Genomic DNA, 15,704 nt, shown 5'->3' on the forward strand with positions numbered 1-15,704 from the left:
ATTTCACGGCCACGGCTTGAAACACCGCATGGACCGTCTGGAGGTGCTACATGCAGCTGAACATGAAGCGGTGGCTTGGCGCTATGCTCGCCCTGAGCTTAAGTTTAATCGTTTCTTTTGTGACTATCAACCATTTTGATGCCATTGTCGCGTGGGTGGGCACAATTGCCGGTGCGACGACCCCGTTTATAATTGGCTTGGTGATTGCTTATATCCTCGACCCCGTGGTCAACTTCTTCATGCGGACGTTACATTTTGGGCGGGGGCTGTCCATAGGGGTGCTTTACCTTCTTCTGGTTGTCCTACTGGCGGGTTTTGGCTGGCTGGTTGTGCCGATGGTCATTGATAACGCTTCAGAAATAATAGACGACGTGCCGCGGCTCATCAGCCGCGCGAACTCACAGATTTCAGACAGCGGGATCCTCACAAATGACACAGTGCAAGAGGCACTGGTGTCGATCCGCGGTCGATTGGCAGAGTGGGCGAACATCCTGCTGTCAAATCTGACGCAGGGCCTATTGAGTGTGACGTCGGCGGTTTTCAGTACCATGATTGGAATCGTTGTCTCCGTTTACGCCCTGATTGATAAGAAGCGCCTGCAGGCATCGGTGGCTCGGTTGTGTCATGCCATGTTTGATCAGGAACGCGCCCAGTCTATCTTTGAATGGGGCGGGAAGATTCACGGAATTTTTTCGAAGTTTATGACAGGACTTATTGTTCAGGCTACAATTGTGGGGATCCTTTCCTTTGTGGGCATGACAATAATGGGCGTCAAATACGCCGCAATCTTTGGGCTGCTGTTAGGCCTTACCAACGTGATTCCTTATGTTGGGCCGTTTATTGGGGCTATCCCAGCTGTGGGCATCACGCTGCTTTACAATCCGCTGAACGCCCTGAAGATTGCCATTTTGATCGTGGTTGTCCAGCAGATTGACGCCAATCTGGTGGGGCCCCGCATCATGGGAAATTACATTGGCCTTCGGCCAATGTGGATAGTCCTCGCCATTTCCCTGGGTGGATCCTTTGGCGGCATGATAGGCATGATTCTATCCATTCCTGTGGCCGCGATCCTCAATATTGTGCTGGTCCACTACATTGAAAGGAAGGAAAGAAAAGGCGCTGACCCTGCAGAGGCTGATGAAACTGCCTGATTAAAACCGTCTGACAATGCTGTCCAACTAATACTGTGATCTCAAAACCAAACAAATACAACAAAACTTCCAATAAGAAAGGAACATGAAAAATGCCTGATTTGTCCAATATCAAAAAACACTGTCACGATGACAGCGCAGTCCAGTCAGAAAAGATGAGGAAGCCGGAATGGCTCAAAATCAAAAAAGGTGAGATGCGTGACATCCGCGAGGTTGAGCGCATGCTGGCGGCCAATCAGCTCCATACGGTTTGCCGTGAAGCCAATTGTCCGAACCGGATGGAGTGTTATGGCAATAAAACGGCGACGTTTTTGATCATGGGGCCTAACTGCACGCGGGGCTGCCGTTTTTGCAATGTAACAAAAGAAGCGCCGCTGTGCCTGGACCCGGAAGAGCCGGCACATGTGGCTAAAGCCGTCGTGGAGCTTGGGCTTAAGCATGCTGTCGTTACTTCGGTAACGCGGGACGACCTTGAGGATGGGGGCGCGGCGCACTTCGTGGCGGTCATTCGGGCGATTCGTGAAGCCTCACCGGGGACTTCTGTTGAAGTGCTGATCCCTGATCTGAGAGGTAACTGGGCGGCCCTTGAGGTCATTATGAATGAGCGGCCGGACATATTAAATCACAATGTGGAAACGATTGAACGTCTGTATCCTGAGATCAGACCGGAGGCTGAGTATTCCAGATCCCTGGAGCTTTTGCAGCGGGCGAAGGCCATGCAACCGGATATTTTGACGAAATCCGGGCTGATGCTGGGTCTGGGGGAGACAGAAGAAGAAGTCCTCAAGCTCCTGAAGGACCTGAGGGCTCATGAGGTGGATCTGGTAACCATCGGCCAATACCTGCCGCCATCAGCGGCGCATTACCAGGTGAAGGAATACGTGCATCCGGAGGTATTTGAGGCCCTTGCTGAGAAGGGGATGGCCATGGGCTTCCAGGACGTGTCTTCCGGGCCGCTGGTGCGCAGCTCTTACAACGCGGGGAAGGTCTACGATCAGATTCAGGCTCAGGGGAATTGATGGGAGAGAGGTGTTGGGGGTCAGACCTTGAGTTTTCAGGTGGGGACTGTCCCGGGCCAATTTCATAAGCACCACAAATTCACAGTTTCACCTGCAAAGCCTTCACGACTGGCAATAAATGTTGTACACTTAAGGCGAACAGTTGACGAACACTATAAACCTGCAGTGAATAGGATGACTTGTGATGGAGGAAATGCTATGAAAATACCATATTATCAGCTTGCCGCGTTTACGGATAAGCAGTTTGCCGGGAATCCATCGGCAATCTGTCCTTTGGAGGAGTTTCTCGACGAGGCGCTTATGCAGAAAATTGCCCGCGAGAACAACCCGGCTGAGACGACCTTTATCGTGAAGCGCGACGGCTATTATGACGCGCGCTGGTTCACCGACAACAAAGAGCTGGACTTATCCGGCCACGGCACCCTGAGCAGCGCTTTTGTGGTGTTCACAGCGCTGGAGCCGGCGCTTGACCGGGTGAAGTTTCAGACTAAGAGCGGCATTTTGGAAGTTTACAGGGAAGGCGACCACCTGGCCCTCGACCTGCCGGCGCGGCCTGCGGTGAGAGCGGAGATGCCGTATGAGCTGGTTCTGGCCCTGGGCAAACTGCCAAGGCATGTGTATCGCTACGCGACCCGGGACTATATGCTCATCTATGATGATGAGGATCAAATCAAAGACCTGGATCCGGACTTTGAGGAGCTCTTGAATGTCCAGACCCATGGTGTCATCTGCACCGCACCAGGTAAAGAGGTGGACTTTGTTTCCCGTTATTTCATGCCTGTCACCGGCAAGGACGAAGATCCTGTTGCGGGATCAGCGCACTGTACGTTGGCGCCATACTGGCAAAAAGAGCTCGGAAAAACCGTCATGAGCTCGAAGCAGCTGTCTAAGCGCGGCGGCAACCTGATGGTGGAGGTCCTGGGAGACCGCGTCAAGCTGATGGGTAAGGTTGTTTCTTATATGGAAGGCACTATTACGATTTAATGGCAGCAGAGATAGCTGCTGTTTTGGCAGCCGTTTTTGAGGATTTGACAAGCCTGACTGGTGGTCTCGGTGGTTTTGTTGGCCTCTTTGATCCTGGAGGTCCTGGAGGTCCCGGCGGCCCCGGCGGCTGGCAAATCGATCTGCTGCTGTGGCTTCAGTCTATGCGTCATCCTGCTCTGACGCTTTTCATGGGCGGGGTGACCATGCTGGGGGACGACTTGTTTTATGTCGCTGTTCTGGGGCTGATGTACTGGAAGGCTTTTCTGGGCATAGATGAGATCAGTGGGACAAACGGCCGTGTCTACTTAAATGGGCGTGGGAAATCTGACGGCGGTTTTAGCCGACAAGACATCATGGCGCTCATGAACCTGGTGGTGCTTTCTGTGCTGCTCAATATTGTCATAAAGCAGGTTATCGCGGCACCACGGCCCTTTGAAGTCGTCCAGGCGCTTGAAGGTCTTTGGGTGTTTACCGCCGGCAGCGCCTCGTTTCCGAGCGGCCATGCCCAGACGGCGGCGACCTTTTGGGTGGCACTGCTTTCCAGTGGCAAGTTTTTTGAAACTGGAAGACAGGGCGGATCTTGGCGGCCTGGGCGTCTTGGCACTTCACTGCTGATGGTGGCGCTGATCAGCATCTCCCGGCTTTACCTTGGCGTTCACTGGCCTCAGGATGTCCTGGCGGGCGCGGCTCTTGGGACAATTCTCGGTTTTTCAGGTCCAGTGCTTTCAAAAAATTTTAACCGATGGTCACTGATCCCCATCCTCGCCCTCGCAGCCACTGGTATCTTCGTCTATCAGGATGACGGTGCGGTACAGCTGATCTGTCTGCTGGCGGGCGCGGTTTTTGGCCACTGGAAAAGCAGCAGAGGGGAAAGGTCCCAGCGTAGTGTAAATTCAGACCGCGATCCTTCAGTTGCCGCACTCGCCCTTACTTTTGCCTTTGGCTTGGTTGCCATAGCGGGCGCCTATTTGGCAACAACCTGGCTGTTGACACTGGCTGTTCTTCCAGAGTTGCTTGTCAAGGCTTTTGCCACTGTTGAAACCGGTCTAATGGTCACTTGGGGTGTGCCATCACTTTTGGATTTTAAGCGTTATCCGGGACGCTGCGGGTAGTCGCTTCATTTTTTTAGTACTTTGGGGGTCAGACCCCGTTTGAGAACCCGTTTGAGACCCCGATTGTTTTGCGATTTTTACCGCAAGCTCAATTTAGAGGAGGCAATTTTCATGAAAGAAATTTTCTTTGCCGGCGGCTGTTTTTGGGGCGTCGAGGAATTTTTCTCGCGAATTGAAGGCGTCGAAGATACCGAGGTCGGCTATGCCAATGGTCACACTGAGGATCCTGACTATAAACAGGTCTGCACCGGAAACACTGGCTATGCGGAAACCTGCAAAATCAAATATGACCCTGAAGTGATCGGGCTTGAGATTTTGCTCGACAAGCTGTTCAGCGTTATTGACCCGACCCTGATCGACAGGCAGGGGCCGGACATTGGGAATCAGTACCGGACGGGGGTCTACTATGTAGAGGAATCAGACCGCCCAGTGATTGAAGCTTACTTTGACAAGGCGCGTTCAAACTATGACCTGCCAATTCGCACAGAGCTTGAGCCCCTCAGGAATTTTTACGAGGCTGAGGAATATCACCAGGACTACTTGAAAAAGAACCCCGGTGGGTATTGCCACATTAAGCTGGATTAATTTACAGGGCTTATGGCTGAAGTCAGTGTGGTAAATTTCCACAGTGGTTTGGGCGTCTCCTTTTTTTGAACCTAAGCCTGATAATTGGCTTCTCCTTTTTTAAAAGAACGGAGTGATCTCCCATGGAAACAAAGCAGCTCCAATACTTTCATGTCGATGCATTCACGGAGGTCCCGTTCGCTGGCAGCCCAACCGGTGTCATTCTCATGGATGAGGCACTGCCTGATGAGGTGATGCAGGCCATAGCCGCAGAGCTCAACCATTCCGAAACCGCATTTGTGGCGAAACTGCCGCCTGAAGCGGCCCGCAGTCAGTGCGCTTTTTACGCCCTGCGCTGGTTTACGCCAGAGGTAGAGGTACAGCTGTCAGGCTCTGCCACCCTGGCCGCTGCAAAGGTACTTCAGCAAGAGCTCGGTGAAAATAGTCCATGCATAGTATTCAAGACCCTTTATGGAGAGATTTTTACCAGGATGAGGGATGAGGACATCACCATAACTCTTCCGCTTGATGATTATGAACCCTTGGACCCTTCAGAGCAAGTGCTCTGGTACCTGGGCATCAACAATTATCAGCGGGCCGTTTATAGCCGTAACCTTAAAAAGCTGATTATTGAGGTAGATGACGAGCTCACCCTTTCCAGAATCAAGCCCGACTTCAACAAGCTCCGCGGTATTGACCTGGACTTTGAGTTAGGAGGCCTAAGCATTACCTGCAGGAGCAGCAACCCTTTGGACTACGACTTTGCCTCACGGTATTTCAATCCTTGGATAGGCGTAGACGAGGACACGATCACAGGCTCTATCCACACTGTACTGGCCCTTTATTGGTCCAGAGAGCTTAAAAAGCAGCATCTCGTGGCTGTACAAGCCTCAAAGCGCGCAGGTCGGCTGATCCTGGATGTCACACAAGGCAATGTCGACATAACGGGTTGTGCCTACGTCGCCATTGAAGGACAGATTCGCCTGCCAATTAAGGAATGAACGGTGACGCGTTCAGCGCCGGAAAATGATCTTTCAGCATCACAAAACAAAAAGATAAACACGAAGTAAAAAGCCCCTAAGAAAAAGCTTGCCAAGGGTTCGAACCTGCAGCAAATGCCTTTTCAAAGAGGCTTTTTTATTTTGTCCAGCGAAGAGACAGAACTGAGTGGGTCTGACCCCCTCGTTTCGAAAAAAGCAGGTCTGACCCCCTCGGAACTTTCACGCGGGTCTGACCCCCATGCTGTCCCCATACTTCAAAACTTCTCCGCAGGTCTGACCCCCATGGTTCTTTGTCGCCCAAAAGCCACCATAAAGGAAGCTGCTGACAGTACGATTGAGACCGGAATCACCCAATAGCCGGTTCCAATCCCGATCCAGTCCGTCATACCGCCAATCAGAAGACTGGTGATGAGAGTCATCAGGTTGCCTGCCGTGGATACCAGCGCGATGGCTGTTGCCCGAAATTGTCCGAAATCGCGGGCGAGGATTATGGTGACCATCGGGAAAACCAAGGAATAGAAGAAGCCGGCCCCGGCAATCAGGTACAGGCCGAGCTCGCCTAACAGCATCCCGCTGACGTAGAGTACCGACGCGCTCACCGTGAACACCACGACGCTGCGCACGTATCCCAGCTTCTCCGCAATCACACCTCCCAGGAGGCGCCCTATGGTAAACAGGCCAAAAAATATCGCGCTGACCCCGCCGGCCCGGTCTTCCGCAAAGTCGTACATGGTCTTGAGGTAATAGACAATCCAGTTGGCGGTCTGGAGCTCTGAGGCGACATAGAAGCCAACGCCCATGGCCAGCAGGGCCAGGTAGCCTTTGTTTGGAAGGGTGCGGAGCTTGACTCTTTCTGCCCGCAGGATAGTGTTGGGTTCTTTCATGAAGAAGGTCATGGCAGCAGTGAGAAAATACAGAATACCCACCATGCGGAACAGGTCCACCCAGTCGAACCCCCTGGCGACGAGTTCGCCACCGGCCCGCTGGCTGAAGGTGAGGCCCAGTCCAAAGAAGAAGTGGACCAGGTTGACCAGGATGGCAGGATAACGCACCTGGATCACAGTGGCCATAGTATTCAGGGAAATGATGAGCAGCGAGATGCAAAACTGGATCATGCTGTAGCCAATGACAAAGAGCGTATAGCCGCTGACCTGGGAAACGGCGAGGAAGAGCAGGCCGCTGACGACCTGGGCTGACAGGATGACTTTTTTAAGTCCGACCCTTTCGCCCCACTGGCTGCCGTAGTAGATGGCGAAGACGCTGAAGAAGGTCGTCGCTGTAAAGAGCATGCCAATCTGTCCGTCCGTGACGCCAAAGCTGTCTATGAAGTTGGGGACCAGGATGCCCCGGATGCCTGTCGAAATTGCCAGGCCAAAGATGGATGCGAAAGCCGTGGCAATCATCCATTTCTTATTGGTTTTCAAGTGCGTGTACCTCCGGCTTGGAATTTTGTGTGCTATGGAGATTTTGGTGCGGGACTGTCCCCAACCAAATAATGGGAACGTTTGGTGCGGGACTGTCCCGCACCAAACATGAGAGGTCTGACCCCATCATGACTCCTCATGTTCATAGTAAGTTGTAAACAGGATGCCGTCAAAGACATTTAGCCTTTTTTTTACGCACTGACTTTACCAATGAAGATTTTTTAGTATTTTCCCTGATTTTCTACGATTTTCTGCCAATTTCACGCTTTCAGTGTTTATTTGGAAGGGGGATAAGGGTATCTATGGTCTGAGAGGTGATTATATGAGCGCGTTTAAGAAACCCATTGAAATCAGCAGGAGTGAAAGGAACAACAGGGATGTTACCATTCATCTGTTTAATCTGAACATCCTTAGCCATAATCAGGGGCCGGCGTTTGCTGAGCTTCTGAAGCTTGCAGTGTTGACGGCATTCGCCTATGCGGTAAGCAAATTTGTCAAAGGTGAACCACTGTTTAAAAATAAATAAAAGGGAGTGACGCAAATGCTAGTTGTCAGAAAGAATAAATATGAGGAACTTGAGCAGTTGAGACGTAAGACGAATATTATACGCTTGCTGGAAGGTATTTTAATTGGATTGGCTGTTGGAGCGCTGCTCGCTTTATTTTTGACACCGTGGGACGGTCAGGAAAACAGGCGATACTTCAAGGGCCAGCTGGGCGACCTCAAGGATAAGTGTCGTGGCATGTGGGGAAAATGCTGTAGCGAAGATGAGGAATATTTCGAGGATGAGGACGTGCTGGAGGATTAGTGGGACTATTAACGGGACCAATCACGGGACTATTAACTTCCAAGTGCCGCCACCGTCAGATTTTGTGATAAAATATAATCTGCAGTATAAGTGAATTTTGGCGGCATGCTCTGCCGCTGTCTTTTTGTGGGTGGGGGACCATCGGCAAAAAAATAAAAAAGGAAGGGGTGCCTGCCACCGTGAAATACAATCATTCAATCGTCATTGACCGGCCCAGGGGCAAGGTTCTGGAGCTCATGACGGAAACGGAGCACCTGCCAAAGTGGCAGCGGGGTCTGGCCAAAGTGGAGACCTTAGAGGGGGAGCCCTTCACGCTGAGCGCGAAGACGCGGCTCGTCTTCGACACGGGCAAGAAGTCTCTGGAAATGACGGAAACCTTGGTCGATATGCGCCTTCCAGATGCCTACACGGCTATTTACGAAACTGAGGAGCTCTGGAACCGAGTCACCAACATGTTTTCTGAGGTCGACGGAAAAACTCTTTGGACGACTGAAAACGAATTCGTCTTCAGCGGCATGATGCGCTACCTTGGACCGCGCATGAAAAAGTCCTTTATAAAGCGCACCGAGTACGAAATGGCCAGGTTTAAGGAATTTGTCGAGACCCATGACCAGCCCGAGCCGCTGGAATCCGACTTGCAGCCTGCGTCTCAAGAGACTTTGGAGCCACATGAAGCTTTCGAGCCACATGAAGCTTTCAAGTCTCACGAACCGCTCGACACAACTCAACACGAATAAGATTGGGGTGATGACGTGGAGCTATACAAGAAATCCGGGCAACCGCTGAAAGTTCTTAATTTGCTTTTTTTCGCAGGGACTCTGGCGGTGAACGCCCTCGCGAATATTTTGCCCTTTAACGGGTTGACCACGGGGGAGGTTTCGGATGATTTCAGAAACCTATTCACGCCGGCGCCCATCACGTTTTCCATTTGGGGGCTCATTTATCTGCTGTTAGGACTTTTCGTCCTCTATCAGCTGGGGTGGACGTCTGCGGGGAAACGGGGCGTCTCCCGGGTTACGGCGGATATTGGGCCGCTGTTCATCATCAGCTCCGTGGCCAACATGGCCTGGATCTACTTCTGGCATTATCAGGAGCTGGCGCTGACGCTGCTGTTCATGCTGGTGTTGCTGGTTTCCCTTATTGGCATATACCTCAGGCTGCAGGATACAAAGCGGGAGCGCTATGGCATGATGACTGTGCTGGTGGACCTGCCGTTTTCTATTTACCTGGGGTGGATCAGCGTCGCGACCATTGCCAACTTTGCGGCATTTTTCGTCAGTATTGAGTGGAACGCATTTGGACTGTCACCCGTGCTTTGGACGGTGACCGTGATGGCCGTAGCCGTGCTGCTGGGCGTGCTCGCCATTTACAAAAACCGCGAATATGCCTATGCGCTGGTGATCGTTTGGGCTTTTGTGGGAATCTACCTCCAGCATAGGGATTACTGGGCAGGGCAGTATCCAGCGATTCAGTATGCAGCTATAGGGGGGGCGGCTGTACTCGTGGTGTTTGGACTGCTCACGGCCTTTGGCTTTGGGCAGGGGCGGCGGAGCCGTAAGACTTCGCGCCGGTATTGATTTGAGATAATTATTAAGTTCAAAAATGTTTCAAGGCCGTCGGCAGAGTGTTCTGCTTCGACGGCCTTGCTTTTTTTGTTTAGTGGATGCGGGGGATGGGGGGCGAATGACCATTGCCAAAAAAATATTTTAAGGATTTTGCCGATGGTCCCGCTTTCCACAACTTCGCAGGTCTGACCCCCTCGGTATGCCATAGGACATTTATGCAGGTCTGACCCCCTCGGTTAATCAAAAATCGTCAAATGTTCGCTGCCCAAATCCTCATAAGGGAGGTTCATATAGCCGTAATCGCCAAGCTCAGGGAAATAACACTCAAGGCCCGTGTGACCTATGGAGAGCATGGGGTTTGCCAGCTGGCTTTTTTCGACGGTGGGATAGCCATACTGAAGCGCCTGTTTATTGTAGGCGTCGGTGAGAAGGGCGTCGTAGTCGAGGCCGGGCTGGAAGCAATCTTCCAGGGTGATCTGGCGACCATCGGCATAAAAGCTGGTGAAAAAGATGGGATTCTGGGCGTGGCTTTGGGGCAATGATTTTCGGAGTGAAAAGGCGTCGTTTATAGCAGGTCTGACCCCCTCATCACTCGCAGCATCCTTCACGGGCGCATTGGTATAAACGGCGTGGCGCAGCGTGGTGAAGGGGCCGACCTTGATGACGTCCAGGGAGATTTCGCAGTAGGGCTCCTCGCCAGGCCTGAGGGTGCCGGTAAATTCGAGGGTTTTCAAGAACTGCCGGGACTCCTCTACAGCTGTCGTTGCCAAGGTGAGAAGCGGGGCGGGAAGGTCGGTGGGATAGCGGTAACTCAGGTGGGTGTTGACAGTTGGATTGAACCCGCCTTCATCACCAGCAGCGAGGTGTTCGCTTGAGAAGGTGCCGGACTGGACGAACTGCTGGTCACGGGGGCCGGTGTCGCGGTAGATGTTGGCGCCGGGACTGCTGGCAAAGCGCTGGCGGAGTGCCAGACCACCTTCAAAAGCAGCGAAGGAGAGGCTTAGATGGGCGGGGTGGAAGCCGGTGTCAAAGGCAGGGGTGTGGTGGTCGAGGACGAGAGTGATGCCCGTGGGCTGGAGGTAGAACTTCTGGTCCGGGGTCAGACCCTTGAAAGCGGTGGTCAGTGCAGGGGCCCAGCGCATGCCCATGTCAAAGCCGGGCTCCTCATCCGCTTGCTGGGCGCTGAGGAGCTTTGCAACCTCGCTGTTTACCTTTTCCATGGCAAGCGGCGGGTCCGAAAAGAGCTCTGCCAGTGCGACATCCCGGCCAGTGCGCAGGTCATAGTTGCGTGTTTCGACCCGTGAGGCGTATTCTTGCATCTTGGGTTTCGTGCTTTCTTCACCGTCACTGCTTTGAATGTCATAAGTCTTGTCGCAGTATATGACAACGGAAAGCAGGTTTTCGAAATTAAAGGCGACAAAGGCGTTAAGGTTCATAGTGACAGGGGGCGTACCCGGCGGAATCCGCTGATAGATGCCCCTGTAGGGCGGGACATAGTCTTCCATCAGGGCGCTGTATAATCTGCTGAGGTCCTCGTTGATGGCTTTTTGGACGATTTCGTCCCGGAGGCCGCTGATTTGAACCGTGCTTTTCCAAAGGGTGCCAGGGACTTCCTCTTGGGTGGTCAGGACTTCAATGGGGTTTAAATATAAGGCGTGAAACTTCTCCGGGGATTTAATGACAGGGAGCGCGGCGAGGTCCGGGACAGGTTTGGACTGGAGGGGGTCAGCGCTAACAAGAGGGGCGTTTGCCGATGGTCGCTCATCCCCATCCACTGTCTGTTCATCAGTCTCAGAGTCAGCTGAAGTCTCAGTGCCGGACAGCCCGTTGGGTGCCTCTTGATTTCTGATGCAGCCGCTGAAGAAAAGGGAAATGCCGGTGATCAACAACAGGAGGATCAGGCCTGCCCTCCGGCGGAGGCTACAGCGGTCAGTTGTGCCATCATTTAATCCGCACATAGCCAGTCTCCTCCGCGAGGGTCTGACCCCCACTGCTCAAAAGCCAGTCCACCACTTGTCGTGCCGGGCTGTCCTCTGGCTCGTCATGCCGTACCACAGCATAGTAGGCGGTTGTAAAAGGGTAGGTGCCTGCCGTGATGGCCTCAGGCGTCGGCGCCACGCCATCGATCTCAAGCAGCTTGATGTTCTCCGCACCCCACATATCCATGACGAAATAATAGTAGGAGTAGCCCAGAGCCCCCTCACCATTTTCAAAGCTGGCAACAGCATCGATCAGCATGCCCATCTCAGCTATGACTTGCTCCATAGGCGGTTCCATGGGGGTCAGACCCGCCATGACCATATCCAAAAATCCCGTCTGACTGCCAGAGTTCAGCGGACGCTGATAGGGGATGATGTCGAGATTCGCTCCACCCACCTCGCTCCATTTTGTGATCTCTCCGGTGTAGATCTTTTGAAGTTCTGAGGGGGTCAGACCTGCTACGGAGTTCTCCGCATTGACCAGAAACACAAAGGCTTCACTGACCACCGGAATAATATCGAGAACCACTCCGGAAGACTTAGCCAAGGCAAATTCCTCTGCGGAAGGGTAGGTGACGAAAATAAGGTCGGCCTTCTTTTCAATCAGATTGACGTAGGCCTGATGAGTTTTGTTGTGAAGTATATAAGGACGCGCTTCTTCGACAGACATGTCCATCAGCTCAGCAGCAACAGCCTCGGAGAGTGGAATCGTCACCGTGGAGCCGTCGATTCGGGGATAGGTTTCGGGCGTGAAGGTGGGGCGAAGTTCCGAGGAGGTCTGACCCCCATCATTCCCCTCGGTATCGCCGCCAGATTCCGAGGAGGTCTGACCCCCGTTTTCACCCCCGTTTTCCGCCTGGGTCTGACCCCCGTCCACCGCACCCTCCTGTTCCCGACTGCAGCCGCCAAACACTAAGGCCGTCAAGATTATCAAAACAGTGATAATAATTGTCGTGATTCGGCGAAAAGGGATGGCTTCAGAAATTCCTGTTTCAACAAGCAAAATATTTCTGCGTCTTTTCGTAGAACGACCTGACATTTCAAACGCCTCCATAGTTTCTGCTCAAGCAGGGTAAGTTGAACAAACAAATTGTTAAATTCTTATCTAAGAGATCCAATTTAACTATACTACCTTCAGCTGCAAACGCAAGACCTTTCAGAACCCCCTTACCAACCCAAAAGCCTTGCCGATAGTCACCCAACCCACCCCGCCGCTATACTGGAAACACCCACCATCATCCTATTTTTTTATTGATCCCCGTTATCAATTGAATCTTTCAATTTCACGCCTTTCACACAACACGGTAAACTGTTGGTGGCTGCGCCATATTTCAATAATTAAAAAATCTCTTAGTCAGCGGTTTATCAAAGACAATAATTAGAACGTCTCATCCGTCAACACAAAAAACTATCCCAACCCAGGAGGTCTCACAATGTCCCAACAAAACTCACTGCCAGAAATCTTCGAAAGCTTTGCCGATGCTCGTAAGCAAGGCTTCCTCGCCGCCAAGGCCGTCAAAGACGCCGGCAAAAATCTGATTGGCTATTACTGCACCTACACCCCCGTCGAGGTCATCATGGCCGCCGGCGCCGTCCCCGTTGGCCTCTGCGCCACCAGCGACGAAACCATTCCAGAGTCCGAAAAAGTCCTGCCGCGCAACTTATGCCCACTCGTCAAATCCAGCTACGGCTTCGCCGTCACCGACAAATGCCCGTACTTCTACTTCTCTGACCTCATCGTAGGCGAAAGCACCTGCGACGGCAAAAAGAAAATGTATGAGCTGCTGAACGAAGTCAAACCGACCCACGTCCTTCAGCTCCCCAATGAAAACAAATCCGAGAGATCTCTGGACTACTTCAAAGAAGAAGTGTTTACATTCAAAGAACGCCTTGAAAAAGAATTCAACATTACCATCACAAACGAAGATCTTAAGAAAGCCATTCAACTTAAAAACCGCCAAAGAGAAACCATTAAGGAATTCTACAACCTCATGAGCCTCACGCCGCCGCCAATCAGCGGACTCGACGTCCACAAAGCCCTCTATGGTTCTGAATTCAAATTTGACAAAGAAGCACAGATTCAGGAGATGCAGGCACTCACAAAGCAAATTTACGAGACCTACAGAACGCAGGGCAGCAAAATAAAACCGGAGGCCCCAAGGATCCTCATTACCGGCTGCCCAATTGCCGGCGCCACCGAAAAAATCATCACTGCCATTGAAGAAAACGGCGGTGTTGTTGTCACCTATGAAAACTGCTTTGGCACCAAGGCCGTCGAGGAAATGATCGATGAGTCACTTGACCCCATTGAAGGCATTGCACGCAAATACCTGAACACTCCGTGTTCTGTCATGTCCAACAACCAGGACCGACTGGACAAACTCAGCGAGCTCATTGAACGCTTCAAGGCAGACGGCGTTGTCGATGTGGTTCTCCAGGCCTGCCACACCTATAACATAGAAGGCTTCTCCGTGAAGCGTCACGTCAAGGAAAAGCACAACCTCCCATACATCGCCCTTGAGACCGACTATGCCTCCTCAGACACAGGCCAGTTAAAAACTCGCCTTGGCGCTTTTATTGAGATGCTCTAATTCGGCAAACCACTCAAACAAAAATCAAAAAATGAAACCACGACACATCCCGGAAAGGAAATGACCTCATGATCCACATGGGCATAGATATTGGGTCGGTGTGCGCTAAGGGCGCCGCCATCCGTGATGGACGCATGGAAAAAGTTATGCTGCCAACAGGGTGGAACATCAAAGAGACCGCGTCCCTTCTCAAGATGGCTCTGCTTGAAAAAATGGATGCAGAAGACAGCGCAGTTCGCGGCGTCGTTGCCACAGGCTATGGCCGCGTATCCATCCCTTACGCGGACAAGAAAGTCACCGAGATCACCTGCCATGCCAGGGGCGCCGTCCACCTGAATCCAGCGACTCGCACCATTATTGACATAGGCGGACAAGACAGCAAACTGATCTCCATAGATGCCGATGGTCGCGTCCAAGACTTTGTCATGAACGACAAATGCGCTGCCGGCACCGGTCGATTTCTCCAGGTCATGGCCCACGTGCTTGAAATAGAAGTCGACGACCTCGACCAACTTGCCACACAAGGAGACCCTGTCACCATCAACGCCATGTGCACCGTCTTCGCTGAGAGTGAAATCATTAGCTTACTGGCCCAAGGCACAGAAAAAGGCGCGATTGCCGCCGGTATCCTCAGTTCCATTTCCCAGCGCGTCCAGCATCTGTCCAGCCGCATTTCTGTTCAGGACCAGCTTCTCTTCACAGGCGGCGTATCAAACTCAGGCTACCTAAGACAGCTGCTCACCAGCAAACTTAATTTTGAAGTCCACCATCACCCCGACGCGCAATTTGCCGGTGCCATAGGTGCGGCCTTGCTTGCGCAGGAATCATAAGGGACGGTTCCTTCTGTTCCTTCCAATCAAAAGGGAAATCCAATCGAGTAGGAGGCTACCCATTAGTTGAGTAGCCGTCCTCTCACACCACCGTACGTACCGTTCGGTATACGGCGGTTCAACCGCTTGAGTGCATTAAGCGTAATTGCTCGTACTGAGCCGGGAAGTCATAATACCCGGCCAGTGCGAGCTTTTCATTTGTAATGGAACGATTGAGTACAGCACTTCCGGCAATTCGCCAGTATCCCAGACGGGTATTGCCCCACTGGTATGCCTGCCACTCCGGAATACCCAGTTTCTTTAGATTCATGATCCTGGTTCTTGGCTTCTTCCATTGTTTCCAGACGTACATCCGAAGCCTCCGTCTCAACCACTCGTTCCAACTCATCAGCGTCCGCTTTATGTCGGCTACATAGTAATAACCGAGCCATCCACGGATGAAGCTTTTAACGTTTTCCATGACCATGCGCACATTTCTGCCCTGATTTCGGCGGGTCAGTTGCCTCAGTTTCCGTTTTGCCTTCGCCAGGGATTCCCGATGGGCGCGTATATAGACGCCTTTCTTGTTCTTCCCAAGGCAAAAGCCAAGAAATTTGAAGTGTTTTATTGCCAACACACTGACGACCTTGCTCTTTTGGGCATTCATTTTCAGTTTCAGTTTGCCCTCCAGATACCT

At 52.2% G+C, this 15,704-nt stretch carries 16 protein-coding genes; 12 read left to right on the plus strand and 4 right to left on the minus strand.

The window, feature by feature from the left end; translation table 11 throughout:
* The first annotated feature begins 50 nt into the window (after positions 1–50).
* The 6 genes from BLP63_RS06260 to BLP63_RS06285 all read left to right on the plus strand — a co-directional run bounded on the left by BLP63_RS06260 (position 51) and on the right by BLP63_RS06285 (position 5,831).
* Positions 51–1,151 (plus strand): AI-2E family transporter, encoded by a 1,101-nt coding sequence (locus tag BLP63_RS06260; protein WP_092590051.1) that lies wholly within the window; start codon positions 51–53, stop codon positions 1,149–1,151.
* Positions 1,152–1,243: 92 nt separating this feature from the next.
* Positions 1,244–2,170, plus strand: a complete 927-nt coding sequence (gene lipA, locus BLP63_RS06265) for a lipoyl synthase (RefSeq protein ID WP_092590052.1) — start codon at positions 1,244–1,246, stop codon at positions 2,168–2,170.
* Between the two features lie 198 nt (positions 2,171–2,368).
* Entirely contained in the window at positions 2,369–3,154 is a 786-nt protein-coding gene (locus tag BLP63_RS06270) for a PhzF family phenazine biosynthesis protein (RefSeq protein ID WP_092590053.1), read from the plus strand.
* On the plus strand, positions 3,154–4,266 hold the full coding sequence (locus BLP63_RS06275) for a phosphatase PAP2 family protein (RefSeq protein ID WP_139159786.1): 1,113 nt from the start codon (positions 3,154–3,156) through the stop codon (positions 4,264–4,266). The genes BLP63_RS06270 and BLP63_RS06275 overlap by 1 nt, the downstream gene beginning before the upstream one ends.
* Positions 4,267–4,377: 111 nt before the next feature.
* Entirely contained in the window at positions 4,378–4,851 is a 474-nt protein-coding gene (gene msrA / locus BLP63_RS06280) for a peptide-methionine (S)-S-oxide reductase MsrA (protein ID WP_092590054.1), read from the plus strand.
* 122 nt (positions 4,852–4,973) lie between these two features.
* Positions 4,974–5,831, plus strand: coding sequence for a PhzF family phenazine biosynthesis protein (locus BLP63_RS06285; RefSeq protein WP_092590055.1), 858 nt, complete (start codon positions 4,974–4,976; stop codon positions 5,829–5,831).
* A 254-nt stretch (positions 5,832–6,085) separates the two neighbouring features.
* Here BLP63_RS06285 and BLP63_RS06290 read toward each other — a convergent pair whose 3' ends face one another.
* Positions 6,086–7,255 carry an MFS transporter gene (locus tag BLP63_RS06290; RefSeq protein WP_092590056.1) on the minus strand — a complete coding sequence of 390 codons (1,170 nt, stop codon included), beginning with the start codon at positions 7,253–7,255 and terminating at the stop codon, positions 6,086–6,088.
* Between the two features lie 322 nt (positions 7,256–7,577).
* On the opposite strand from BLP63_RS06290, the gene BLP63_RS06295 reads away from it, so the two are divergent.
* The 4 genes from BLP63_RS06295 to BLP63_RS06310 all read left to right on the plus strand — a co-directional run bounded on the left by BLP63_RS06295 (position 7,578) and on the right by BLP63_RS06310 (position 9,640).
* On the plus strand, positions 7,578–7,781 hold the full coding sequence (locus BLP63_RS06295) for a hypothetical protein (protein WP_092590057.1): 204 nt from the start codon (positions 7,578–7,580) through the stop codon (positions 7,779–7,781).
* 15 nt (positions 7,782–7,796) lie between these two features.
* Positions 7,797–8,063: a YtxH domain-containing protein gene (locus tag BLP63_RS06300; RefSeq protein WP_092590058.1), complete on the plus strand. Its 267-nt coding sequence runs from the start codon at positions 7,797–7,799 to the stop codon at positions 8,061–8,063.
* Between the two features lie 179 nt (positions 8,064–8,242).
* Positions 8,243–8,800: an SRPBCC family protein gene (locus tag BLP63_RS06305; protein ID WP_092590059.1), complete on the plus strand. Its 558-nt coding sequence runs from the start codon at positions 8,243–8,245 to the stop codon at positions 8,798–8,800.
* A gap of 15 nt (positions 8,801–8,815) precedes the next feature.
* Positions 8,816–9,640, plus strand: coding sequence for a hypothetical protein (locus tag BLP63_RS06310; RefSeq protein ID WP_092590060.1), 825 nt, complete (start codon positions 8,816–8,818; stop codon positions 9,638–9,640).
* 224 nt (positions 9,641–9,864) lie between these two features.
* On the opposite strand, the gene BLP63_RS16825 is transcribed toward BLP63_RS06310, so the two are convergent.
* Together BLP63_RS16825 and BLP63_RS06320 are read right to left on the minus strand one after the other, a co-directional pair.
* Positions 9,865–11,586, minus strand: coding sequence for a hypothetical protein (locus tag BLP63_RS16825; RefSeq protein ID WP_092590061.1), 1,722 nt, complete (start codon positions 11,584–11,586; stop codon positions 9,865–9,867).
* Positions 11,570–12,646, minus strand: a complete 1,077-nt coding sequence (locus BLP63_RS06320) for a PstS family phosphate ABC transporter substrate-binding protein (RefSeq protein ID WP_170829329.1) — start codon at positions 12,644–12,646, stop codon at positions 11,570–11,572. The genes BLP63_RS16825 and BLP63_RS06320 overlap by 17 nt, the downstream gene beginning before the upstream one ends.
* A gap of 394 nt (positions 12,647–13,040) precedes the next feature.
* On the opposite strand from BLP63_RS06320, the gene BLP63_RS06325 reads away from it, so the two are divergent.
* Both BLP63_RS06325 and BLP63_RS06330 read left to right on the plus strand, forming a co-directional pair.
* Entirely contained in the window at positions 13,041–14,198 is a 1,158-nt protein-coding gene (locus BLP63_RS06325; protein WP_092590063.1) for a double-cubane-cluster-containing anaerobic reductase, read from the plus strand.
* A gap of 68 nt (positions 14,199–14,266) precedes the next feature.
* Positions 14,267–15,028, plus strand: a complete 762-nt coding sequence (locus BLP63_RS06330) for an acyl-CoA dehydratase activase (RefSeq protein WP_092590064.1) — start codon at positions 14,267–14,269, stop codon at positions 15,026–15,028.
* Between the two features lie 118 nt (positions 15,029–15,146).
* Here the strand turns inward: BLP63_RS06330 and BLP63_RS06335 are convergent.
* Positions 15,147–15,704 (minus strand): group II intron maturase-specific domain-containing protein (locus BLP63_RS06335; RefSeq protein WP_278278124.1); only part of this gene is annotated, 558 nt, incomplete at its 5' end.

This window comes from Acidaminobacter hydrogenoformans DSM 2784, from assembly GCF_900103005.1.
Lineage (GTDB): Bacteria > Bacillota > Clostridia > Peptostreptococcales > Acidaminobacteraceae > Acidaminobacter > Acidaminobacter hydrogenoformans.

Coding starts and splice junctions, on each gene's coding strand:
- BLP63_RS06260 (WP_092590051.1), top strand. CDS start 51: ATGCAGCTGAACATGAAGCGGTGGCTTGGCGCTATGCTCGCCCTGAGC.
- lipA (WP_092590052.1), top strand. CDS start 1,244: ATGCCTGATTTGTCCAATATCAAAAAACACTGTCACGATGACAGCGCA.
- BLP63_RS06270 (WP_092590053.1), top strand. CDS start 2,369: ATGAAAATACCATATTATCAGCTTGCCGCGTTTACGGATAAGCAGTTT.
- BLP63_RS06275 (WP_139159786.1), top strand. CDS start 3,154: ATGGCAGCAGAGATAGCTGCTGTTTTGGCAGCCGTTTTTGAGGATTTG.
- msrA (WP_092590054.1), top strand. CDS start 4,378: ATGAAAGAAATTTTCTTTGCCGGCGGCTGTTTTTGGGGCGTCGAGGAA.
- BLP63_RS06285 (WP_092590055.1), top strand. CDS start 4,974: ATGGAAACAAAGCAGCTCCAATACTTTCATGTCGATGCATTCACGGAG.
- BLP63_RS06295 (WP_092590057.1), top strand. CDS start 7,578: ATGAGCGCGTTTAAGAAACCCATTGAAATCAGCAGGAGTGAAAGGAAC.
- BLP63_RS06300 (WP_092590058.1), top strand. CDS start 7,797: ATGCTAGTTGTCAGAAAGAATAAATATGAGGAACTTGAGCAGTTGAGA.
- BLP63_RS16825 (WP_092590061.1), bottom strand. CDS start 11,586: ATGTGCGGATTAAATGATGGCACAACTGACCGCTGTAGCCTCCGCCGG.
- BLP63_RS06320 (WP_170829329.1), bottom strand. CDS start 12,646: ATGTCAGGTCGTTCTACGAAAAGACGCAGAAATATTTTGCTTGTTGAA.
- BLP63_RS06325 (WP_092590063.1), top strand. CDS start 13,041: ATGTCCCAACAAAACTCACTGCCAGAAATCTTCGAAAGCTTTGCCGAT.
- BLP63_RS06330 (WP_092590064.1), top strand. CDS start 14,267: ATGATCCACATGGGCATAGATATTGGGTCGGTGTGCGCTAAGGGCGCC.